26 protein-coding genes are annotated in these 22,012 nt (G+C 63.1%); 14 read left to right on the forward strand and 12 right to left on the reverse strand.

Annotated elements, in window-relative coordinates; all coding sequences use genetic code 11:
- Positions 1–10: 10 nt before the first annotated feature.
- Complete coding sequence (locus tag L6D80_RS19015; RefSeq protein WP_176514718.1) at positions 11–1,084, reverse strand: aminopeptidase; 1,074 nt, start codon at positions 1,082–1,084, stop codon at positions 11–13.
- An 85-nt stretch (positions 1,085–1,169) separates the two neighbouring features.
- Here L6D80_RS19015 and L6D80_RS19020 point away from each other — a divergent pair, with 85 nt between their 5' ends.
- The gene (locus L6D80_RS19020; protein ID WP_176514721.1) at positions 1,170–1,583 is read left to right on the forward strand and encodes a PA0061/PA0062 family lipoprotein; all 414 of its coding nucleotides are present in this window, start codon (positions 1,170–1,172) and stop codon (positions 1,581–1,583) included.
- Positions 1,584–1,637: 54 nt separating this feature from the next.
- A complete protein-coding gene (locus L6D80_RS19025; protein WP_054902228.1) occupies positions 1,638–2,051 on the forward strand; it encodes a PA0061/PA0062 family lipoprotein in 414 nt (137 codons plus the stop codon).
- 35 nt (positions 2,052–2,086) lie between these two features.
- On the opposite strand, the gene L6D80_RS19030 is transcribed toward L6D80_RS19025, so the two are convergent.
- Both L6D80_RS19030 and L6D80_RS19035 read right to left on the reverse strand, forming a co-directional pair.
- Positions 2,087–2,320: a DUF1161 domain-containing protein gene (locus tag L6D80_RS19030; protein WP_054902229.1), complete on the reverse strand. Its 234-nt coding sequence runs from the start codon at positions 2,318–2,320 to the stop codon at positions 2,087–2,089.
- 73 nt (positions 2,321–2,393) lie between these two features.
- Positions 2,394–2,819, reverse strand: a complete 426-nt coding sequence (locus L6D80_RS19035; RefSeq protein ID WP_176514722.1) for an OsmC family protein — start codon at positions 2,817–2,819, stop codon at positions 2,394–2,396.
- Positions 2,820–2,973: 154 nt separating this feature from the next.
- Between L6D80_RS19035 and L6D80_RS19040 the strand changes: the two genes are divergently transcribed.
- The gene (locus L6D80_RS19040; protein ID WP_054902231.1) at positions 2,974–3,978 is read left to right on the forward strand and encodes an LLM class flavin-dependent oxidoreductase; all 1,005 of its coding nucleotides are present in this window, start codon (positions 2,974–2,976) and stop codon (positions 3,976–3,978) included.
- Positions 3,979–4,070: 92 nt separating this feature from the next.
- On the opposite strand, the gene L6D80_RS19045 is transcribed toward L6D80_RS19040, so the two are convergent.
- Entirely contained in the window at positions 4,071–4,292 is a 222-nt protein-coding gene (locus L6D80_RS19045) for a DUF1161 domain-containing protein (protein ID WP_054902232.1), read from the reverse strand.
- A 101-nt stretch (positions 4,293–4,393) separates the two neighbouring features.
- Positions 4,394–4,609 carry a dodecin gene (locus L6D80_RS19050; RefSeq protein ID WP_054902233.1) on the reverse strand — a complete coding sequence of 72 codons (216 nt, stop codon included), beginning with the start codon at positions 4,607–4,609 and terminating at the stop codon, positions 4,394–4,396.
- A gap of 150 nt (positions 4,610–4,759) precedes the next feature.
- Between L6D80_RS19050 and L6D80_RS19055 the strand changes: the two genes are divergently transcribed.
- Positions 4,760–5,083 carry an ElaB/YgaM/YqjD family protein gene (locus L6D80_RS19055; RefSeq protein WP_054902234.1) on the forward strand — a complete coding sequence of 108 codons (324 nt, stop codon included), beginning with the start codon at positions 4,760–4,762 and terminating at the stop codon, positions 5,081–5,083.
- Here the strand turns inward: L6D80_RS19055 and L6D80_RS19060 are convergent.
- Complete coding sequence (locus L6D80_RS19060; RefSeq protein ID WP_176514725.1) at positions 5,080–5,976, reverse strand: LysR family transcriptional regulator; 897 nt, start codon at positions 5,974–5,976, stop codon at positions 5,080–5,082. The two genes, L6D80_RS19055 and L6D80_RS19060, sit on opposite strands and share 4 nt — an antisense overlap.
- A gap of 110 nt (positions 5,977–6,086) precedes the next feature.
- Between L6D80_RS19060 and trpB the strand changes: the two genes are divergently transcribed.
- Entirely contained in the window at positions 6,087–7,304 is a 1,218-nt protein-coding gene (gene trpB, locus L6D80_RS19065) for a tryptophan synthase subunit beta (RefSeq protein WP_054902236.1), read from the forward strand.
- Positions 7,301–8,110: a tryptophan synthase subunit alpha gene (gene trpA, locus L6D80_RS19070; RefSeq protein WP_054902237.1), complete on the forward strand. Its 810-nt coding sequence runs from the start codon at positions 7,301–7,303 to the stop codon at positions 8,108–8,110. The genes trpB and trpA overlap by 4 nt, the downstream gene beginning before the upstream one ends.
- Before the next feature lie 52 nt (positions 8,111–8,162).
- On the opposite strand, the gene L6D80_RS19075 is transcribed toward trpA, so the two are convergent.
- Positions 8,163–8,495 carry a DOPA 4,5-dioxygenase family protein gene (locus L6D80_RS19075; RefSeq protein ID WP_054902238.1) on the reverse strand — a complete coding sequence of 111 codons (333 nt, stop codon included), beginning with the start codon at positions 8,493–8,495 and terminating at the stop codon, positions 8,163–8,165.
- 52 nt (positions 8,496–8,547) lie between these two features.
- Here L6D80_RS19075 and L6D80_RS19080 point away from each other — a divergent pair, with 52 nt between their 5' ends.
- Positions 8,548–9,165, forward strand: a complete 618-nt coding sequence (locus tag L6D80_RS19080) for an NAD(P)-dependent oxidoreductase (RefSeq protein WP_176514727.1) — start codon at positions 8,548–8,550, stop codon at positions 9,163–9,165.
- Positions 9,166–9,208: 43 nt separating this feature from the next.
- On the opposite strand, the gene L6D80_RS19085 is transcribed toward L6D80_RS19080, so the two are convergent.
- Positions 9,209–10,108 carry a choline sulfate utilization transcriptional regulator gene (locus L6D80_RS19085; RefSeq protein ID WP_176514728.1) on the reverse strand — a complete coding sequence of 300 codons (900 nt, stop codon included), beginning with the start codon at positions 10,106–10,108 and terminating at the stop codon, positions 9,209–9,211.
- Between the two features lie 109 nt (positions 10,109–10,217).
- On the opposite strand from L6D80_RS19085, the gene betC reads away from it, so the two are divergent.
- The 3 genes from betC to L6D80_RS19100 are packed head-to-tail and all read left to right on the forward strand — an operon-like array spanning position 10,218 to position 14,276.
- Entirely contained in the window at positions 10,218–11,735 is a 1,518-nt protein-coding gene (gene betC, locus L6D80_RS19090) for a choline-sulfatase (RefSeq protein WP_176514730.1), read from the forward strand.
- Positions 11,736–11,750: 15 nt separating this feature from the next.
- Complete coding sequence (choX, locus tag L6D80_RS19095; RefSeq protein ID WP_176514732.1) at positions 11,751–12,674, forward strand: choline ABC transporter substrate-binding protein; 924 nt, start codon at positions 11,751–11,753, stop codon at positions 12,672–12,674.
- Positions 12,675–12,710: 36 nt separating this feature from the next.
- On the forward strand, positions 12,711–14,276 hold the full coding sequence (locus L6D80_RS19100) for a SulP family inorganic anion transporter (protein ID WP_176514734.1): 1,566 nt from the start codon (positions 12,711–12,713) through the stop codon (positions 14,274–14,276).
- Positions 14,277–14,324: 48 nt separating this feature from the next.
- Here L6D80_RS19100 and aroE read toward each other — a convergent pair whose 3' ends face one another.
- A complete protein-coding gene (gene aroE, locus L6D80_RS19105) occupies positions 14,325–15,149 on the reverse strand; it encodes a shikimate dehydrogenase (RefSeq protein WP_054902244.1) in 825 nt (274 codons plus the stop codon).
- 25 nt (positions 15,150–15,174) lie between these two features.
- Positions 15,175–16,086, reverse strand: a complete 912-nt coding sequence (hemF, locus tag L6D80_RS19110; RefSeq protein WP_176514736.1) for an oxygen-dependent coproporphyrinogen oxidase — start codon at positions 16,084–16,086, stop codon at positions 15,175–15,177.
- Between the two features lie 134 nt (positions 16,087–16,220).
- On the opposite strand from hemF, the gene L6D80_RS19115 reads away from it, so the two are divergent.
- On the forward strand, positions 16,221–17,198 hold the full coding sequence (locus tag L6D80_RS19115; protein WP_054902246.1) for an NADPH:quinone reductase: 978 nt from the start codon (positions 16,221–16,223) through the stop codon (positions 17,196–17,198).
- Positions 17,199–17,289: 91 nt separating this feature from the next.
- Here L6D80_RS19115 and tsaC read toward each other — a convergent pair whose 3' ends face one another.
- Positions 17,290–17,847, reverse strand: a complete 558-nt coding sequence (tsaC, locus tag L6D80_RS19120; RefSeq protein ID WP_054902247.1) for an L-threonylcarbamoyladenylate synthase type 1 TsaC — start codon at positions 17,845–17,847, stop codon at positions 17,290–17,292.
- Between the two features lie 38 nt (positions 17,848–17,885).
- Positions 17,886–18,983, reverse strand: coding sequence for a DNA-processing protein DprA (gene dprA / locus L6D80_RS19125; protein ID WP_176514745.1), 1,098 nt, complete (start codon positions 18,981–18,983; stop codon positions 17,886–17,888).
- A 206-nt stretch (positions 18,984–19,189) separates the two neighbouring features.
- Here dprA and def point away from each other — a divergent pair, with 206 nt between their 5' ends.
- From def to rsmB, 3 genes are read left to right on the forward strand one after another with little or no spacing between them, the layout of a single operon-like run.
- Entirely contained in the window at positions 19,190–19,696 is a 507-nt protein-coding gene (gene def, locus L6D80_RS19130; RefSeq protein WP_054902249.1) for a peptide deformylase, read from the forward strand.
- Between the two features lie 60 nt (positions 19,697–19,756).
- Entirely contained in the window at positions 19,757–20,689 is a 933-nt protein-coding gene (gene fmt, locus L6D80_RS19135; RefSeq protein WP_176514747.1) for a methionyl-tRNA formyltransferase, read from the forward strand.
- Positions 20,686–21,996 carry a 16S rRNA (cytosine(967)-C(5))-methyltransferase RsmB gene (gene rsmB / locus L6D80_RS19140; RefSeq protein WP_054902251.1) on the forward strand — a complete coding sequence of 437 codons (1,311 nt, stop codon included), beginning with the start codon at positions 20,686–20,688 and terminating at the stop codon, positions 21,994–21,996. Before fmt ends, rsmB begins: the two co-directional genes overlap by 4 nt.
- The last annotated feature ends 16 nt before the right edge of the window (positions 21,997–22,012 follow it).

A 22,012-nucleotide genomic window follows, 5' to 3' on the forward strand; every position in this document is an offset into this window, starting at 1 on the left:
CCCCCACCTTTCAGTGGCTCGCCGCCAATCTGGCCAGCGCTTGCTTCCTTTGTTCAACGGGCAACCGCCCCAACCCTTCAACCCGCTCATAAAACCGCGTCCAATCCCCCCCAACCTCACGAAACACCGCCGCAAACGCCGGCACCCATTGGTCATATAGCCCGAACGGCAACAGTTTGGCGTTGTTCATCGGCCCATACATCCAGGCGTCATAGCGCTTGTCACCCGCCCATTGACGGTCGCGCACATCACGGTACTCACGGCGCAAGCGCTCGAACTCCGCCTGCTTGGCCGCGCGTTTGTGCGCGTCATCCAGTGGCCCGGCATAAATCGTTTGCAGCCGCTCGCGGCTCGCCAATACCAGTCGGATGAACTGGTCACGCTGCTGGCCCTGGCCGTTCTCAATCGCTGCAAGCCCACGTGCCTGGCGCCATTGGCGCGTTCCCTCCTGCTCGACGAAGGTGGCAAACGACTCGTTGAATTCGGTGTCGTCTTGCACGTAGAAGCGCTGATGTGCCAGCTCATGGAAGATCAGTGTGGCAAGGCGCTCATCGCCCCATCCGACCATCGACGACAGAATCGGGTCGTCGAACCAACCAAGTGTCGAGTACGCCTCAACCCCGCCCAGGTACACATCCAGCCCTTTCTCGCGCATCAACGCCGCCGCGCCGCGGGCTGCACCTTGCTGGTAGTAACCGCGATAGGCCACGCAACCGGCGATGGGAAAGCAGTGGGTAACCGGCTGCAGCGACAGTTCGGGCGTGGCAAATACGTTCCACACCACATAAGGGCGCCCCAGGTCGGCGTAGACCCGATAACTGCGATTGTCCGGCAGTTTCAGGTGCTCGCTGGCAAACACTCGGGCCTGCTCGGCATGTTGCAGGCGGGCGCGCAGTTGAGGGCGGCTGGACGGGTCAGCGATCACCTGGTCCACCGGCTGGCGGGCGCGTAGCAGTTGCCACTGGCCCTGCGCCAGCTGGCCGTAGTAACCGAGGCTGGTACAGCCGTTCAGCAGAAAGGCGCCCACAAGGGGAACCAACGCCCTGAAACAGTGGTCGAGTGGCCCAGGGCCTGAGCGCTTCAAAAGAAAAAACCATACCATCTTGGGCTATCCAACTCGCTCACGGCCGATGCGCTCCAAGACTATCTCGCCAGGGGGGAGTTTCGCCATGCGTGCACTGTTCGTCATCGGCTCACTGCTGCTCATATCTGCCTGTTCGACCCTGCCAGACCCGGACCCTAACCAAGCCTGGGTCGATTTGAGCCCAACTGACGATACCTCCCTGCACGCCGTGCAGGTCGACGAACGTGACTGGGTCGATTCGCGTTACTTTGAAGTCCAACCCGGCAGCCACGAGCTGACCGTGCGCTACCAGTTTCCGGTCAATCCGAGCAACATCGGCCCGGTGGACGAGCCACTGTGGCGTGATTGCCAGCTCAACCTGACCTTCAAGGACTTCAACGCCGGGCAGCGGTACCAACTGCAGGCCGGCAGCATTGGCTTTCGCCCCTGGGTCAAACTCTACGATCATCAGCAAAAACTGCTAGGCCAAGGCCTGCCTGCAGGCTGCCAACGCACCTGAGGGCCCCAAACGGCGCTATGCTTGTAGCGTGTAAATCGCAAGTGGAGTTTCACCATGCGCCAGCCCATGATGCTGATCGCCCTCAGTGCACTGGGGGCATGCGCCAGCCCCTTGCCACCCGTCGACCCCAAGCAGGCATGGGTTGACCTCTACACCATGACCCCAGGCCGGGTCATCATGGCTGACAAGCTCGATGGCAAGCGTCTAAGCGATGGCCGCTATTTCCAGGTGACGCCTGGTAAGCATGAACTGGTGGTGCGCTTCGATTATGAAATTTACGCGGGCGGCATGATGACCCAGCCCCGTGACCGTACCTGCTACCTGACCGTGCGCTTCGATGATTTCAAGGCGGGCGAGCGCTATCGCCTGGAAGCGCGGGCACCGGTCATGGAACCGCAGGTGCTGCTGTATGACGCCAGCCGAAAGGTGGTGGTCAATGAGCCCAGCAACGTATTCTGCATTCCGTGAATGAACGCCGGGGCTGCTTGGCAGCCCCTGACGATCTACCGATCATTCTTCTGATAAATGATCTTCTTGGTCCCACCCTCACAGCTGCCAACGACCATGTTCTGGTCCTTGACGTCACTGTTGGGCACGATCTCCAGGGTGTAGGACGGTACGCCCTGAGCCTGGATCTTGGCTTCGATCTCGGCCTTCAGTTCCTCGCACGGTTTGACCGCCGCCAGTGCAGAAGTGGCCAGCAGGGAAGCCAGCACGGCGATTGCTACGCGAATCATTGAACGGCTCCTGAAAAGGCAGCGACGCTGCCGACGCTGTTTAGACTACAGCAAACCGTTCACGTTGCGCCGTTCACCCCACCAGCGAGGCATCCAGGGTGATCTTCGCGTTCAGCACCTTCGACACTGGGCATCCGGCCTTTGCCTTGTTGGCAATCTCCAGAAACTGGGCCTCGCTGGCCCCCGGCACCTTCGCCTTTAGGATCAGGTGCACGGCAGTAATGGCAAAGCCATCGGGCTGCTTGTCCAACGTAACCTCAGCAATGGTGTCGATACGTTCCGGCGTAAGTTTCGCCTCACCGAGCATCATCGACAGCGCCATGGAAAAGCATCCGGCATGGGCAGCGCCGATCAGCTCTTCAGGGTTTGTGCCGGGCGTGCCTTCAAAACGGGTGTTGAAACCATAGGGGTTCTGTTTAAGCGCGCCGCTTTCGGTGGAGAGCAGGCCTTTACCCTCTTTAAGGCCGCCTTGCCAAATTGCCGATGCTGTCTTTTTCATGATGCCTCCTGGTCGTTCGGTTGCGTATCTAACGGTTCAGAGGTCATCCGCCTACGGCAAGTTCAGATCAATCGTACGGCAAGCATTGAATCCTCGGAATGTGCCCATACAGAGTTGTAAAGGCCTCTGGCCAATCACTCTTGCGGAGGCACCCATGACGCAACTGCGCGACCTGAAGATATCGACCCTCGACCTGGTGCCAGTACGCGCCGACGGCGGCCCTGCGCAGGCGCTGCGCAACTCGCTGGACCTGGCGCAGCACGTCGAACGCTTTGGCTACAACCGCTTCTGGGTGGCTGAACACCACAACATGGATGGCATCGCCAGCTCGGCCACTTCAGTGCTGATCGGCTACCTGGCCGGCGGTACCTCGACGATCCGCGTCGGCTCCGGCGGCGTGATGCTGCCCAACCATGCTCCGCTGGTGATCGCCGAACAGTTCGGCACCCTGGCCAGCCTCTATCCGGGGCGGATCGACCTGGGCCTTGGCCGCGCACCCGGCTCCGACCAGATGACCGCACGCGCCCTGCGCCGCGAACGCTCGGGCAGCGCCGACGACTTCCCGGATGATGTCGAGGAGCTGTCCCGCTACCTGGGACCGCGCACGGATGATCAAAAAGTGATCGCAGTACCCGGGCATGACACTGAGGTACCCATGTGGCTGCTCGGCTCCAGCCTGTTCAGCGCGCAGCTGGCCGGCATGCGCGGCATGCCTTACGCCTTTGCCTCGCACTTCGCGCCCCGCTACATGCATGAGGCGATTCGTATCTACCGCGACCACTTCAAACCTTCGACCACCCTGGACAAGCCCTATGTGATGCTGGGTATTCCGATGGTGGTGGCAGAAACCGACGACAAGGCCGAGTTCCTGGCCACCTCGATGTATCAGCGCATCCTCGCCCTGATTCGCGGGCAAAGCCTGATGCAGCGTAAACCTGTACCAAGCATGGACGGGCTGTGGCTGCCGCACGAACGGGACGCGGTGGGTAGCTTCCTGGGCTTGGCAATGATCGGCAGCCCGCAGAAGGTTCGGGCCAAAGTGCAGGTGCTACTGGAACAGACCGGGGCCGATGAGCTGATCTTTACCAGCGACCTGTATGAGCACGCGGACCGGATCAGGTCCTATGAATTGATGGCACAGGCCTTGAAAGCCGAGTAGGCCCCATTTTGGCCGGCACGCCGGCTCCCACGGTTACCGCACAGACCTGCAGGCAGTGGAGTAACGTGTGGGAGTCGGCGATTGGCCGACCTTCAACCACGGCGGTAGACAATCTCCTTGCTGCCCGCTTCACAGCTACCCACCACCTTGCCAGCCGGGTCGCCCTTCTTGACCACCTCCAGGGTATAGCCCTTCACCCCCTTGGCATCCAACTTTGCCGCAATCTCAGCCTTCAGTTCCTCGCAAGGCTTGCCCGCCGCCAGCGCGCCACCCGCCAGCGTCATCAGGCCAACCGCCAGAATCAGTTTCTTCATCACACGCGTTCCTTGTTCAGATGAAAATCGAAAAGGGCGCCGGCAAGGCGCCCTTGACTGTATAACGCTATCACGCCGGGTTTATCCACCCCCGGCATGTTTCAGCTGTTGGCGATGCGGAAGCCTACCTTGAGCGTGACCTGGAAGTGCGCAGCCTTGTTGCCTTGAATATGGCCACGGGTATCGATCACTTCGAACCACTCCAGGTGCTTGATGCTCTTGGCCGCTTCGGCCAAGGCATTGTTGATTGCCTCTTCGATGCTGGTGGGCGATGACCCTACCAGTTCGATCTTCTTGTAGGTGTGATGATCGGACATGTGCACTCTCCTTGGATGACGGTGAGATTGAGCCTAGCAGCGCAGGCCTGGTTTACCTGCGAACCGTCGGCGCCAGGGAAAGTTCGATTGCACTTTTGCACCGTGGCGTAGTCGCAATCCTTACAGTCCATACTGCAAAGGAGCGTCAACATGCACCGCAATTCGCTGCGTAAAACATCCCTGGAAAGCATGGAAGCGGAGATCGAAAGCCTTCTGAAGAGCCTCGAGGACCTCAAGCACGACGCATCGGAGGAATCGCAGAAATCTGTGAAGGCCATCCGCAGCAATGCCGAAAGCGCCCTCAAACACTCGCGCAGCCTGCTTAGTGATGCCTACGAGGAAGTGAAGACCCGCACTCGCCAGACCGGCATCGCCACCCGTGACTATGCGCAGGAGCACCCTGTCACCACTGCCGGCGTAGCCATTGGCGCCCTCGGCCTGCTGGCCGCCTATCTGCTGTACCGTCGCAACTAACCTGCCTGCCGTTCCAGTTCGCGGCGCAGCCATTGCGCCAGTTGCTCGGCGCGCCCGTCAGCGGCGCGCCGGGGCACCCAGAGCGCCAGGGCTGCCGCGGTGGGGGAAAAGCCCCACGGTGCACTCAACCGGCCAGCACGCAGGTCGTCAGCCACCAGCGGCTGCGGCGCGATCGCCACACCAAGGCCTGCCACAGCGGCTTCCAGCAAATAGTACAAGTGCTCGAAGGCCTGGCCATACTTCAGGCCAGCGGCCTTCAGGCCTTGTTCTTCCACCCAGGTGGGCCACGCCTGCGGGCGTGAGGTGGTATGCAGCAGCGCCTCATCCAGCAAGGCAGTGGCAGGTGCATTACGCAAGCGTTCAAAGCCTGCAAAGTGTGGGCTGAGCACCGGGCCGATACGTTCTTCGGCCAATACATGGACCTGCATGTCAGCAGGCCATGGCGGTTCGGCAAAAACCAGCAGGGCATCGAGCCCTGGGCGGCGCGGGTCAAGGTCGCCCTCACCTGCGGACAAGTGCAGGCGCAATTGCGGCAAGTCGGCTTTCAAACGCCCCAGCCGGGGGATAAACCAGCGCGCCAGCAAACTGCCCGAGCAGCCCAGCACGAACGGCGCCTCACTCACATCCCGACTCAACTCGGCGCATACACCCCGCAGCCTGTCGAATGCTTCAGCACTGGCATCACGCAACCTTGCGCCTGCATCTGTGAGTTTGATGCCACGCCCGTCCTTAACGAACAGCGCTAGGCCCAAGTGCTCCTCAAGCACCTTGATTTGCCGACTCACAGCGCCGTGGGTCACGTGCAAAGCTTCCGCTGCCTGGCTGACGCTATTGAACCGGGCGGCCGCCTCGAACGCACGCAAGGCATTGAGGGGAGGGAGGTCATGGGCCATTTGACTTGTGAGTTTTCCTTACAGGTTTTCGCAATCTTATCGGTTTTCAGACAGGCTTGCCGTGGTTAGAGTAAAGCCCATCACTCATTCATTACGCCTTGGAGCGCCCCATGACCCAGACCCAATACCGCGCCGGCCCCGATGCCAACGGCCTGTTCGGCGCGTTCGGCGGCCGCTACGTGGCCGAAACCCTGATGCCGCTGGTACTGGACCTGGCCCGCGAATACGAAGCGGCCAAAGCCGACCCCGCATTCCTCGAAGAGCTGGCCTACTTCCAGCGCGACTACATCGGCCGCCCCAACCCGCTGTACTTCGCCGAGCGCCTGACCGAACATTGCGGCGGCGCCAAGATTTTCTTCAAGCGTGAAGAGCTCAACCACACCGGCGCGCACAAGGTGAACAACTGCATCGGCCAGGTGCTGCTGGCCAAGCGCATGGGCAAAAAACGCCTGATCGCCGAAACCGGCGCCGGCATGCACGGCGTGGCCACGGCCACCGTCGCTGCACGCTTCGGCCTGCCCTGCGTGATCTACATGGGCGCCACCGACATTGAGCGCCAGCAGGCCAACGTGTTCCGCATGAAACTGCTGGGCGCCGAGATCGTTCCGGTTACCGCAGGCACCGGCACCTTGAAAGACGCCATGAACGAGGCTCTGCGCGACTGGGTCACCAACGTCGACGACACCTTCTACCTGATCGGTACCGTAGCCGGCCCACACCCTTACCCGGCCATGGTGCGCGACTTCCAGTCGATCATCGGCAAGGAAACCCGCGCCCAGCTGCAGGAGAAGGAAGGTCGCCTGCCCGACAGCTTGATTGCCTGCGTCGGCGGTGGCTCCAACGCCATGGGCCTGTTCCACGATTTCCTCGACGATGCCAGCGTGCAGATCATCGGCGTTGAAGCCGGTGGCCACGGCGTCGACACCGACAAGCATGCCGCCAGCCTCAATGGCGGCGTCCCAGGCGTGCTGCACGGCAACCGTACTTACCTGCTGCAGGACGATGACGGGCAGATCACCGACGCCCACTCGATTTCCGCAGGCCTCGACTACCCGGGCATCGGCCCAGAGCACGCCTACCTGCACGAAGTGAAGCGCGTGGAGTACGTCAGCATCACCGACGACGAAGCCCTCGATGCGTTCCATGCCACCTGCCGTCTGGAAGGCATCATTCCGGCCTTGGAAAGCGCCCATGCCCTGGCCGAGGCAATCAAACGCGCCCCGACCCTGCCCAAGGACCACCTGATGGTCATCTGCCTGTCCGGCCGTGGCGACAAAGACATGCAAACCGTGATGAACCACATGGCCGCCCAGGAGAAACAGGCATGAGCCGTCTAGAACAACGCTTCGCCGAGCTGAAAGCCGAAGGCCGCTCTGCGCTGGTCACTTTCGTCACCGCTGGCGACCCTGGCTATGACGCTTCGCTGCAGATCCTCAAGGGTTTGCCGGCGGCCGGTGCCGACGTGATCGAGCTGGGCATGCCATTCACCGACCCGATGGCCGATGGCGTGGCCATCCAGCTGGCCACCCTGCGCGCCCTGGACGCTGGCCAGACCCTGGCCAAAACCCTGCAGATGGTTCGCGAATTTCGCGTCGGTAACCAAACCACCCCGATCGTGCTGATGGGTTACTACAACCCGATCCACCGCTTTGGCGTGGCCAGGTTCGTCGCCGAGGCCAAAGAGGCAGGTGTCGACGGCCTGATCATCGTCGACCTGCCGCCAGAACACGACGCCGAACTCGCCACCCCGGCCCAGGCCGCAGGCATCGACTTCATCCGCCTGACCACCCCGACCACCGACGATGCGCGCCTGCCGCGCGTACTGGAGCGCAGCTCCGGCTTCGTCTACTACGTATCGGTGGCGGGTGTGACCGGTGCCGGCTCGGCGACCACCGACCAGGTGACCCAAGCCATTGCGCGCCTGCGTCGGCATACCGATTTGCCGATCAGTGTCGGCTTCGGTATTCGCACCCCGGAGCAGGCTGCGGCGATTGCGCGCCTGGCCGATGGGGTGGTGGTGGGTTCGGCGCTGGTCGACAAGATCGCCCAGGCCAAGGATGCCGATCAGGCCGTCAGCGACGTACTGGGCCTGTGCTCGGCCTTGGCTGAAGGGGTGCGAGGCGCACGACGCTGAGCCGCGTCGCCCCTATCGCTGGCAAGCCGGCGATAGGGGCGGTAAGAACAGCCTATTGCTCAAAGATCGACAGATCCAAAGGCCGCACGGCACCCATCCAGATCGCATGATCCCGGTGATCCGCCAGTTCATCCCCCGTCAGCGGATGCAGAAACACCACCAGCCCCTTGCGGTACAACGCCAACCACGGCAACACCACCCCCACCACTTCTGGCCCGAAAGCCAACTGGCAGCTCCAGTCCGGGTGCGGCCCGACCGGGTTGCGGTGCATGCGTCCCATGGTCACGGGAAACAGCCGCGCTGCCTCCTCGCACAGAGCCCGAGCTTGTTCGATGGTGCTTGCGTCGTAATAGACGTGGGCGTGGTAACCCTTGATCCTCTGCACGATAACTCCTGAATGCGGTCAAACCATCACCACCTGCAAAGGGAGTGACGTGGTGAAAAATGCCGAAACCCCAGTGTTCAAGCTGGTGCTGTTTGGGGCTGAAAGCAGCCTGGGCAGCGCCCTGATGGTTGAGTTGCTGTCACGCCAGCATGAGGTCACGGCCGTGGTCGATGACCTCAACCGTCATGCCCCGCGCCCCGGCCTGCATTTCAAGATAGGCGGCCTGGAGGGCGCCGACCAGGCGGAGCAGGGCGCGGCGGGCGGCTCGGCGGTGATTGCCCTGTTGTCGGCGCTGGCACCAGGCGACCTGGCAGCACAATGGCAAATGAGCGAAGCACTGGTCGCCGGGCTTACCCGCACGACTATACGCCGTGTGCTGCTGGTGGGCGATTTTGCCGTGCTGGATACGCCGGGCAGCTACAGTGATGAACAGCGTAAGGGCGCCGACCAGGTGGTCGATGCACTGCAGCGCAGCGCCTTGCACTGGACGCTGATCAATGCGCCGCAGGATTTCCCTGGAATGGGTATGGAGCACTTTCGCACGGCCAGCGGTACGGTGCCGCCGGAGCTGGATGGGCCGTTACGGCGGCTGGCCGGGGTGGCGGCGGGGATGGTCGATATCCTGGAGCTGGGGCTGCACCGGGGCGAGCATCTGAACTTCGTATCCTGAGCGCTCTGCGCCGGCAAGCCAGCCCGGCTACACATCAACCCTGTCAAAGCCCCCGCTCATGCTCCAGCCACGCCACGAACCTTTCAATCAGCGCCCCCCGCCGCTTGCGCGGAGGCAGCACCGCGTAATACCCCCGCTGGGAGCGCAAACTCCCCTCCAACGGCCGACACAGCAACCCTTGCTCCACCAACCCATCGACCAGATGTCCCCAGCCAATTGCCACCCCCTGCCCGGCAATCGCTGCTTGGATCAACAACGTGTAGTTATCGAACCGCAATTGTCCAGATGGCGGCGGGCTGGCCACACCAAACCCGCGAAAGACCCCCGCCCAATCGAACCAGCGGCTGGCCTGTTCACCGCGTAAATGAAGCAAGGGCAATCGTTGCAAAGCCACGGCTGACAAGGGTTTGCCATGAGTCAGCCGTGGGCTGCAGACCGGGAATACCTCCTCATCGAACAACCATCGGCTCTCCCCCTGATGGAAGCGCCCATCGCCAAACAATACCGCCACATCGATATCAGGCCGCAACATCGCCTGACTGCGCTCACCGGTCACCAGGCTCACATCCACCTGTGGATAAGCAGCATGGAAACGCTGCAGGCGCGGCATCAGCCAAAACGCGGCAAAGGCGAAGTCCGTGGCCACCTGTAGCACCTCGCGCTGGCCCCGCCCGCTGGCTTGGGCAATACCGTCGTCCATCGCCTGCAGGCCTTGATTCACCTGTTCGAATAACAGTTGGCCCGCCTCGGTCAGCTCGATACCGCGGTAGATGCGGTCGAACAGGCGCGTGCCCAGATGGGCCTCGAGGCGCTTGACCTGCTGGCTCACCGCCGGTTGGGTAGTCCCCAGTTCCAGCGCGGCAGCGGTGAAGCCGCGCAAGCGCGCCGCGGACTCGAACACACGCAATGTGTCGAGCGAGAGCTCGGCCAAGTGATCAAACATAAGTACTGCTAATCCCAGTCATTGCCCGCCATGGGCTTTACCCATGTTATCCACACCCGCATCTTGATAGGCAAGCAGTTCGCATAACCCTGAACGATGGAAGCCCACCATGACGCGCCCGAACATCCTGTTCATCATGGCCGACCAGATGGCCGCGCCCCTCTTGCCGATCTACGGCACCTCACCGATCCAGATGCCCCACCTGGAGCGTCTGGCAGAGGGGGCCGTGGTATTCGATTCGGCCTATTGCAACAGCCCGCTGTGCGCCCCCTCGCGCTTCACCCTGGTCAGCGGCCAGTTGCCCAGCCGCATCGGCGCCTATGACAATGCTGCCGACTTCCCCGCTGATGTCCCCACCTACGCCCATTACCTGCGCCGGCTCGGCTACCGCACAGCGTTGTCGGGCAAGATGCACTTCTGTGGCCCGGACCAATTGCACGGCTACGAACAACGCCTGACCAGCGATATCTACCCCGCCGATTACGGTTGGACAGTGAACTGGGACGCGCCGCACGAGCGCCCGAGTTGGTACCACAACATGTCATCAGTGCTGCAGGCCGGCCCCTGCGTGCGCACCAATCAGCTGGATTTCGACGAAGAGGTGGTGTTCAAGGCCCGCCAGTACCTCTACGACCATGTGCGCGAGAACCATGGCCGGCCGTTCTGCCTGACCGTCTCGATGACTCACCCCCACGACCCGTACACCATCCCGAAGCGTTACTGGGATCGTTACGAGGGTGTGGATATCCCCATGCCCTGCGCCGAATTGGGCCAGCATGCGCTGGACCCCCATTCCCAGCGCCTGCTCAAGGTCTACGACCTGTGGGACAAGCCCCTGCCTGTGGATAAGATCCGCGACGCCCGCCGTGCCTACTTCGGCGCCTGCAGCTACATTGACGACAACATCGGCCAGCTGCTGCAGACCCTGCAAGAGTGCAACCTGGCCGACGATACCTTGATCGTATTCTCCGGTGACCACGGCGACATGCTTGGCGAGCGTGGGCTCTGGTACAAGATGCACTGGTTCGAGATGGCGGCGCGGGTACCGCTATTGATCTATGCACCCAACCGCTTTGCGCCCGGGCGGGTCAGCGCCTCGGTGTCTACCTGCGACCTGTTGCCGACTCTGGTCGAGCTGGCCGGCGGCCAGGTGGAACCACAGCTGCACCTGGATGGCCACTCGCTGCTCGGGCACTTGCAAGGGCAGGGCGGCCATGACGAGGTGATCGGCGAATACATGGCCGAAGGCACGGTCGGCCCGCTGATGATGATCCGCCGCGGCGCCTTCAAGTTCGTGTACAGCGAAGACGACCCCTGTCTACTCTATGACCTGAGCCGCGACCCGCACGAGCGGGAGAACCTCACCGGCAGCCCGGACCACCAGGCGCTGCTGCAGGCATTTGTCGATGAAGCCCGGCAGCGTTGGGATATGCCCAGCCTGCGCCAGCAGGTATTGGCCAGCCAGCGGCGGCGCCGTCTGGTCGCCGAAGCGCTGGCCATCGGCACGCTGAAAAGCTGGGACCATCAACCTTGGGTTGATGCCAGCGAACAGTACATGCGCAACCACATCGACCTCGACGACCTCGAGCGCAAGGCACGTTATCCACAGCCCGCACCCTTGGATTGATGAAGAGAGGCCGCCATGCTCAAGTTCTCCACCGCCATGTTCGCCCTGGCCCTTGGCCTGACCACTGCCAGCGCCTACGCCGACGACGCGCAATGCACCACCGTGAAACTGGCCGACCCCGGTTGGAGCGACATTGCCTCCACCAACGCTATCGCCCGGCTGCTGCTGGAGCGCCTGGGCTATCAGGTCAAGGTCGACAGCCTGGCGGTGCCGATCATCTATGGTGGCCTGAAGGACGGCAAGGTCGATGCCTTCCTCGGCAACTGGATGCCGGCGCAGCAGGGCTTTCACGACAAGTTCATCGCCAGCGGCGATGTGCAGCAGCACTCGCGCAATCTGGAGGGAACCGAATTTACGCTGGCGGTACCCGACTACGTATGGAATGCCGGCGTGAAGGATTTTGCCGACCTGCAAAAACATGCCGACCAATTCGACAGAAAGCTTTACGGGATCGGCTCGGGGGCGCCAGCGAACCTGTCGCTGAAAGCGATCATCGACAAGAATGAATTCAACCTCGGCCAGTGGAAGCTGGTGGAGTCGAGCGAACAGGCAATGCTGGCGCAAGTCGACCGCGCCGTGAAGAAGAGCCAGTTCATCACCTTCCTGGGCTGGACACCGCACCCGATGAACGTGAAGCTGAAGATGCATTACCTCACGGGCGGTGAGCAGTGGTTTGGCAGCAAGGGCGAGGTCTATACGCTGACCCGCAAGGGTTATCCACAAGCGTGCCCGAACGCGGCGAGGCTGCTGGGTAATCTGAAATTCACCCTGGATATGGAAAACAGCATCATGGCCGAGGTTGTGGATAAGAAAATCACTTTCGATGAAGCGGCCAAGGCCTGGGCCAAGGCGAACCCTCAGGTGGTCGAGGGCTGGCTGGCCGGGGTGACCACCCTGGCCGGCGGCAGTGCCAGGGAAGCGGTGGCATCCGATTTGTAAAGCCTGTACCCGACAACCCCTGACGCGAGTTGCCCGATGATTCACCTGACCCACCTGCTGCCCTTCCTCACCTGGCTGCCCCGTCAATCGGGTCGCAGCCTGCGCCAGGACCTGCTGGTGGGCCTGAGCGGTGCGATCCTCGCCCTGCCGCAATCGATCGCCTATGCCCTGATCGCCGGGCTGCCTGCAGAATACGGACTGTACGCTGCAATCGTGCCGGTACTGGTCGCCTGCCTATGGGGCTCCTCCTGGCACCTGATCTGCGGCCCGACCGCCGCGATTTCCATTGTCCTCTACGCCAGCATCAGCCCCTTGGCCGTGGCCGGCAGCGCTGACTACGTCACCCTGGTGTTGCTGCTGACCTTCCTCGCCGGCGTCTTCCAGTTGCTGCTCGGCCTGCTGCGTTTTGGGGCCTTGGTCAATTTCGTCTCCCATTCGGTGGTGCTCGGGTTCACCCTCGGCGCCGCCATCGTCATCGCCCTTGGCCAACTGCCTAACCTGCTGGGCATGGACCTGCCAAGCCAGGCAACGGCGTTGAAAACCGTACAGACGCTGGCCAGCCACGCCGGTGAGATCGACCTGCCTTCACTGGCGCTGGGTGTGGCCACCGTACTCATCGGCATCGCCCTTAAGCTCTGGCGCCCACGCTGGCCGAGCCTGTTGATAAGCCTGATGCTGGTCAGCCTGCTGGCTTGGCTGCTGCCGGGCGTCTTCGGTCACGTACCACGGGTACCGGCCTTCACTGGCCAATTACCGCCCTTGAGCCCACTGCCCCTGCTGGACCTGGACCTGATGCTGCGGCTGCTGCCCAGCGCCGTGGCGGTGGGCATGCTCGGGCTGGTCACCAGCCTGTCGATTGCCCGCTCGCTGTCGGCACGCTCTGAGCAACTGATCGACGCCGATCAGGAAATCCGTGCCCAAGGGTTGTCGAATATTGTCGGGGCGTTCTTCTCCGGCTATCTGTCATCCGGCTCCTTCACCCGTTCGGGGCTGAGCTACGACGCCGGCGCCCGCTCGCCGATGGCTGGGGTGTTTTCCGCAGCGTGGGTGGCGCTGTTCGCCGTGGCAGGCGCCGGGCTGATCGCACAGTTGCCGATTCCGGCCATGGCCGGCAGCATCCTGCTGATCTGCTGGGGGCTGGTGGACCATCGCGCGATACGCGCACTGTTCCGGGTCAGCCGTTCGGAGTTCCTGGTCATGGCCCTGACCGCTGCCGCGACCTTGCTGTTGGAGTTGCAGACGGCCATTTACGCTGGCGTGCTGGCCTCGCTGTTTTTCTATCTCAAGCGCACGTCACGGCCACGGGTACAGCAGAGCCGCGAAGGGTCGGTGGATGTGCTGCGGGTGGGCGGGTCGATCTTTTTCGGCGCGGCGCATTACCTGCAGGTGCGCCTGCAGCGCTGCCAGGGGCCGCATGTGGTGATTGATGCTCGGCAGGTGAATTTCATCGATTACTCAGGTGTGGATATGTTGCACCGCGAGGCACGGCGGTTGCGACGCACGGGGGGAAGTTTGACGCTGCAGCGGGCCAGGCCGCAGGTAATCGAAGAGTTGCAGAAGCTGGAGGGAAAGGCGCTGTGCCCTATTCAATTTACCGAATGATGTGCAGCCGGCTTGTCGGCGATGGGCCGCAAAAGCGGCCCCAGGTTCTCAGCCGCGAGCCAGTTGTCGACGCAACTCAGCCAAGACCGGCCCCGTATCCGGCCGAACTCCACGCCAGATAAAGAACGCCTCAGCCGCCTGTTCTGCCAGCATGCCCAGCCCGTCCAACACCTTGGCGGCCCCCAGCTTGCTCGCCCATTGGCAAAAAGGTGTGGGCTCCTTGCCATACATCATGTCGTAGCACACCGTCCGCCCCGCCTCGATCAGGCTGTCGGCAATCGGCGGTAGCTCACCGGACAAACTGGCCGAGGTGGCATTGATGATCACATCCACCGGCTCCTGCAACCAGGCAAAGCCACTGGCCACCACCGGCCCCATGTCATCGAACTCATGGGCCAGTTGCTCGGCCTTTTCCACCGTGCGGTTGGCAATCACCAGCGATTGCGGGTTGTGCGCCAGGATAGGCTCCAGCACACCCCGCACCGCACCACCGGCACCCAGAATGAGAATGCGCTTGCCTGCCAGCTCGACCCCGGCGTTCACCGTCAAGTCACGCACCAGGCCTGCGCCGTCGGTGTTGTCGCCGCGCAGGGTGCCGTCTGCCAGCTTGCTCAGGGTATTTACCGCCCCGGCACGCTGGGCACGTGGGGTAAGGCTGTCGCACAGGCGGTAGGCTTCTTCCTTGAACGGCACGGTCACGTTGGCGCCGCTGCCCTGCTTGAAGAAGCCACGGGCGCAGTCGCTGAATTCGTCCAGTGGCGCCAGCAAGGTGGCGTACTCCAGGTCCTGGCCGGTCTGCTCGGCAAACAGGCGGTGGATCAACGGCGACTTGCTGTGGCCGATGGGGTTACCGAAAACGACATACTGGTCCATGGGAGCTCCTCGGTTATCCACAGGCTTACTGGGCGAGCCAGTCGCGGTCTTGCAGGAAGTACTCGGTCAGGCGCGCTTCTTCGCTGCCCGGCGCGGCCTTCCAATCGTAACCCCAACGTACCTGCGGTGGCAGCGACATGAGGATCGACTCGGTACGGCCACCTGATTGCAGGCCAAACAGGGTGCCGCGGTCATAGACCAGGTTGAACTCCACGTAGCGGCCGCGGCGGTACTCCTGGAACGCGCGTTGCTGGGCGGTGTAAGGCGTGTTCTTGCGGCGCTGGACGATCGGCAGGTAGGCGTCGACATAGGCATCGCCGATGGCGCGGATGAAGGCGAAGCAGGTGTCGAAATCCCACTCGTTCAGGTCATCGAAGAACAGCCCGCCAATGCCACGGGGCTCGCCTCGGTGCTTGATGTGGAAGTAGCGGTCGCACCAGGCCTTGTAGCGCGGGTAAACGTCAGCGCCGAACGGCGCGCACGCCTGCTCGGCCACACGGTGCCAGTGAATGCAATCCTCCTCATTGCCGTAGTACGGGGTCAGGTCGAAGCCGCCACCGAACCACCAGACGGCCTCCTCGCCTTCCTTCTCGGCGATGAAGAAACGTACATTGGCATGGGATGTTGGCACATGCGGGTTGTGCGGATGGATTACCAGCGACACGCCCAAGGCCTCGAAGCCACGGCCTGCCAGCTCGGGGCGATGGGCACTGGCCGATGGCGGCAGGCCGGCGCCGAACACGTGGGAGAAGTTCACCCCACCTTTTTCGATCAGTTGCCCGTCACCGATCACCCGCGTGCGGCCCCCGCCACCAGCTTCGCGCACCCACGCGTCCTCGACGAAGCGGGCGCTGCCGTCTTCGGCTTCGAGGGCAGAGCAGATGCGGTCTTGCAGGTCGAGCAGGTAGGCTTTCACGGCCTCGGTGCGGCTAGTCATCGGGTCACCAGGAACGGGCAGGGAAGAATTCGGCGCGTAGCATACCACCGGTGGTTGGCGCGCCGCAGTTGACGGCGATCAAGCAAAGGCGTCCGATAGAAGGCCTTTCCCGATCCCGATAACAGGAGTGCGAGATGGCCAAGCGTATCCAGTTCAGCCAGCATGGCGGCCCCGAAGTGTTGCAGCTTGTGGCGTTCGACCCGGCGCCGCCCGGGCCCCAGCAGGTGCGTGTGCGTAACCATGCGATCGGCTTGAACTTCATCGACACCTATTTCCGCAGCGGGCTGTACGCACCGCCTGCGTTGCCGTCAGGCCTGGGCACCGAGGGTGCCGGTGTGGTCGAAGCGGTGGGCGAGGGGGTCAGCCGCCTGAAAGTAGGTGACCGTGTAGCCTATGGCGGCGGCCCACTGGGTGCCTACAGCGAAGTGCATACGCTGCCGGAGGCCAACCTGGTCAAGCTGCCTGACAGCATCAGCTTCGAGCAAGCGGCGGCGGTGATGCTCAAGGGCCTGACCGTGCAATACCTGCTCAAGCAGACCTACGCCGTGCAGCCAGGCGATGTGATCCTGTTCCATGCGGCGGCCGGGGGCGTCGGTTCGCTGGCTTGCCAATGGGCCAAGGCGCTGGGGGCCAAGTTGATCGGTACTGTCAGCTCCTCCGAAAAGGCTGAGCGGGCCAAGGCGCTGGGTGCCTGGGCCACCATCGACTACAGCCGCGAAGATGTGGCCAAGCGCGTGCTTGAGCTGACCGACGGCAAGAAATGCCCGGTGGTGTACGACGGCGTGGGTGCCGATACCTGGCTGACTTCACTGGACTGCCTGCAGCCACGCGGGTTGATGGTGAGCTTTGGCAATGCGTCGGGCGCGGTGACGGGGGTCAACCTGGGCATCCTGTCGCAGAAGGGCTCGCTGTATGTCACCCGGCCGACCCTGGCCGGCTATGCCAACAATGCCGAAAACACCCAGGCCATGGCGGATGACCTGTTTGCCATGATTGCCAGCGGCAAGCTGGTTGTGGATATCCAGCAGCGGTATCCGCTGAGTGAGGCAGCCAAGGCGCAGACCGAACTGTCGGCGCGGCGGACTGTGGGGTCGACCGTTCTGCTCCCTTGAACACAGGGGCCGCTTTGCGGCCCCTTCGCAGGACAAGCCCGCTGCAACAACATAGGCGCTGCCCGGGAAGTCGTCGGTTCTCCCGGCAGCTCTATCCCGGGCGGACGACCTCGCCCGTGGCCAGATCACGAATCACACTCGGATTCTTGCGCCCACCCAGCGCCCCGCCGAGCACCAGATCCAGCTGCCCGTGGAAATACTGCTCCACCCGCAACCGCGTCTTCGCCGCCGGCCGCCCACCCGGGTTGCACGAGGTGGAAATCAACGGCCCCACCAACGCACACAACTCGCGCACCTGCGGGTGATCACTGACCCGCAGCGCCACGGTGTCATGCTGCCCCGTCACCCACTCCGGCAACAGGTCCTGATGCGGTACCAGCCAGGTATTGGGCCCCGGCCAGGTGCTGCCCATGCGGTCGATCCAGTCTTCGGGAAAATCCTCGAACAGGAAATCGAACTGGCGGATGTTGTCAGCGATCAGGATCAACCCTTTGTCCACAGGCCGCGACTTGAGCGCCAGCAAGCGATACACCGCGTCCTCGTTCCACGGGTCGCAGCCCAGGCCCCAGACCGCTTCCGTCGGGTAGGCGATCACCGCACCGGCCCGAATCTCACGTGCGGCTTGTTGCACACGCCAACTGCTCACCATTTGTGTCTCTCCGCATTTAAGCCTTGCACGCAGTTTACTTAGCCGGCGCGGGCAAACCAACGCCCAGCTTCATTGCTCACCCGGCCTTCGAGCTCTAACTCGGTCAACTGCGCCAGTACCTGCGCCAATGGTTGTTCGCTGCAATGGGCAAGCATCTCGCTGGTCTGCGGCGCAGCATGCAACAGCGCTAGCAACGGATGTGTCGGTGTGTCCACGACGGCCGGTGGCAGGTTCTGCCACCCCTGCAGGCTTTCCAGGATCTGCTCCACGCTTTCCACCAACAATGCGCCATCGCGAATCAGCTGGTGGCAGCCCTTGGCGCCTGGGTGGTGGATGGAGCCGGGGATGGCATACACCTCGCGGCCTTGCTCGGCCGCAAGCCGTGCGGTAATCAGCGAACCGCTGGCCAAGCTCGCCTCGACCACCAGCACGCCCAGTGACAGGCCACTGATGATCCGGTTACGCCGTGGAAAATTGCCAGGTAACGGCCCGGCATCCAGCGGGTACTCGGAAACCAGCGCGCTTCCGTTGTCGATCATTGCCCTGGCCAAGTCGCGGTGGCGCTGTGGATAAAGTTTTTTCAGACCCGTGCCTAGCACGCCAATTGTGGCACCTTCGGCCTCAAGCGCAGCCCGATGAGCGGCGCCGTCGATACCCAATGCAAGCCCGCTGGTGATGGTGAACCCGGCATGGGACAGGTAACGGGAAAAGGCCCGGGCCGTGTCCAGAGCCGGTGGCGAAGCACGCCTGCTGCCCACAATCGCCAGCTGGGGCCGCTCGAGCAAGGCCGGGTCACCCGCGACGAAAAGCAAGGGCGGGGCATCGTCGATTTCCGCCAGCAGCGCGGGGTAGCCAGGGCTGTCCCACATCAGTAAATGCTGGCCGGGCCGCTCTAACCAGGCCATTGCAGCCAGCGCCCCGTCGCGCACCTCAGCACTTCGCCTGGCATCGATGCTGGCTTGTGCTATACCCAATGCTCGCCAGGCGCCGGCCGGAGCGCTAAGCGCCGACGAAGCACTGCCGAAGGCTTCGAGTAAAGTGCGAAAGCGACGCAAACCCGTTTCTGGAAGACGATGCAGGCGTAATCGCGCCTCTAGTTCGGCAGGCGGGCAGAGCGACGAATGGTGATTGAGCATAGGGATCATCCTTGATCGAAACAGGGCCATCTACGTGGTACAACCTGTGGATAACTGTGTGGGTAACACTTTGAAAAGCTGTCCATTAATCGGACGCTATCAAGCCCATAGACACCCTAGTCGAGCTTGCCAGGTGCCGAATCCCCCGATTCCCTTTATTATGTGTGTTCAGTTTTCAACCGAACGCACAGTGACTGCCTGACCCTATGGCCATCTTGAACATTCTCGAATTCCCGGACCCGCGCCTGCGCACCATCGCCAAACCGGTGACAGAGTTCGACGACGCCCTGCGCCAGCTGATCGACGACATGTTTGAAACCATGTACGAAGCGCCCGGCATCGGCCTGGCTGCCACCCAGGTCAACGTCCACAAACAGGTCGTGGTGATGGACCTGAGCGAAGACCGCAGCGAGCCGCGGGTCTTCATCAACCCGGTGGTCGAAGAACTCACCCACGACATGGGCCAGTACCAGGAAGGTTGCCTGTCGGTGCCTGGCTTCTACGAGAACGTCGACCGCCCGCTGCGCGTGCGCGTCAAGGCGCAGGACCGCGACGGCAAGCCCTACGAGCTCGAAGCCGAAGGCCTGCTGGCGGTGTGCGTGCAGCACGAGTTCGATCACCTCAACGGCAAGCTGTTCGTCGACTACCTGTCGCAGCTCAAACGCGACCGGATCAAGAAAAAGCTGGAAAAGCAGCACCGCCAGCAAGCCTGATCCCCACCTTCCAGAAGGCTTGCTCCGGCAAGCCTTTTTCTTTTTTGAAGCGAGAACTCCATGCGCATCGTCTTTGCAGGCACTCCAGAGTTTGCTGCCGAACACCTCAAGGCCTTGCTCGACAGCCCCTACCAGGTCGTGGCCGTCTACACCCAGCCCGACCGCCCTGCCGGCCGTGGCCAGAAGCTCATGCCAAGCCCGGTCAAGCAGCTGGCCGTGGCCCATGACATTCCGGTGTTCCAGCCGCCGACTTTGCGCAATGCAGAGGCCCAGGCCGAACTGGCTGCACTGAAGCCGGACCTGATGGTAGTGGTCGCCTATGGCCTGATCCTGCCCCAGGCAGTGCTGGACATCCCCCGCCTGGGCTGCATCAACAGCCACGCATCGCTGCTGCCACGCTGGCGCGGCGCGGCGCCGATCCAGCGCGCCGTCGAAGCAGGCGATGCCGAGAGCGGCGTGACCGTGATGCGCATGGAAGCCGGCCTGGACACTGGCCCCATGCTGCTCAAAGTGATTACGCCAATCAGCGCCCAGGACACCGGCGGCAGCCTGCACGACCGCCTCGCCGAAATGGGCCCACCCGCTGTGGTGCAGGCCATCGCCGGCCTGGCTGACGGCAGCTTGCAGGGCGAAGTGCAGGACGATGCCCTGGCCACGTATGCACACAAGCTGAACAAGGACGAAGCGCGCATCGACTGGAGCCGCCCAGCCGTGGAGCTGGAGCGCCTGATCCGTGCCTTCAACCCCTGGCCGGTATGCCACAGCACCCTCGACGGCGAGAGCGTGAAGGTGCTCGCCGCTCACGTGTCCACAGGCAAGGGCGCCCCGGGTGAAATCCTCTCTGCCAGCAAGGACGGCCTGGTGGTCGCCTGCGGTGACCAGGCCTTGAGCCTGACACGCCTGCAATTGCCAGGCGGCAAGGCCCTGGCCTTCAGCGACCTGTTCAACAGCCGCCGCGAGAAGTTCGCCAGTGGCAAGGTGCTTGGCCAATGAACCCACGCCTCGCCGCCGCTCGTGCCTTGGCTGCTGTCCTCAGCGGCAAGGCTTCGCTGAACAGCTCGCTACCGGCGCAACTGGACAAGGTAGACGAACGTGACCGCGGCCTGACCCAAGACCTGGCGTTCGGTACTGCCCGCTGGCAGCCGCGCCTCGACCTGCTCGCCGCGCAGTTACTGCAGAAGCCGTTCAAGGCTGCCGACGCCGATGTGCAGGCACTGTTGCTGGTCGGCCTGTATCAGTTGTTCTATACCCGCATTCCGGCCCACGCAGCCATCGGCGAGACGGTCGGGTGCGCCGACAAGCTGAAAAAGCCTTGGGCAAAAGGGCTGCTCAACGCCGTGCTGCGTCGCGCCCAACGCGAAGGCGAGGCCCTGCTCGCCGGCATGGAGCGCGACCCCGTGGTACGCACCGCCCACCCGCGCTGGCTGCAGAAAGCGCTCAAGGCGTTCTGGCCAGAGCAGTGGGAAGCGATCTGCGCGGCCAACAATGCCCACCCGCCGATGATCCTGCGGGTCAACCGCCGCCACCATAGCCGCGACGCCTACCTGGCCTTACTGGCCGAAGCAGGCGTCGGTGCCAGTGCCTGCCAGTACAGCCGCGACGGTATCGTGCTGGCCGAAGCTTGTGATGTACGCAGCCTGCCAGGCTTCGCCCAGGGCTGGGTCAGCGTGCAGGACGAAGCCGCGCAACTGTGCGCCGACCTGCTCGAACTGGCGCCCGGCCAACGCGTGCTCGACGCCTGCTGCGCCCCAGGCGGCAAGACCTGCCACCTGCTCGAAGCCGAAACGGGCCTGGCCCATGTGGTGGCTATCGACCTGGAGGCCAAGCGCCTGACCCGTGTGCGCGAGAACCTCGACCGCCTGCAGCTGGACGCCGAGCTGATCGCCTGTGACGCCCGCGACACGGCCAGCTGGTGGGACGGTAAGCCCTTCCAGCGCATCCTGCTCGACGCGCCGTGCTCGGCGACCGGCGTGATCCGCCGCCACCCGGACATCAAACTGACCCGTCAGGCCGACGACATTCCAGCCCTCGCCGCGCTGCAAGGCGAGCTGCTCGATGCCCTGTGGCCAACCCTGGAAGTGGGCGGCATGCTGCTGTATGCCACCTGCTCGAGCTTGCCCACCGAGAACACCGAAGTGATCGAGGCCTTCCTCACCCGCACCCCGGGCGCCCGTGAGCTGGACCTGGCTACCGAGGCAGGTGTACGTCAACCCCATGGCCGCCAGCTGTTGGCCCAGGAAGGCGGCCATGACGGCTTCTACTATGCCAAGCTGATCAAGATCGCCGCCTCGCGCGGGTAAGCAAAACGTTTAGGGA

The sequence above is a fragment of the Pseudomonas ceruminis genome (genome assembly GCF_021602025.1).
In the GTDB taxonomy this organism is placed as follows: Bacteria; Pseudomonadota; Gammaproteobacteria; order Pseudomonadales; family Pseudomonadaceae; genus Aquipseudomonas; species Aquipseudomonas ceruminis.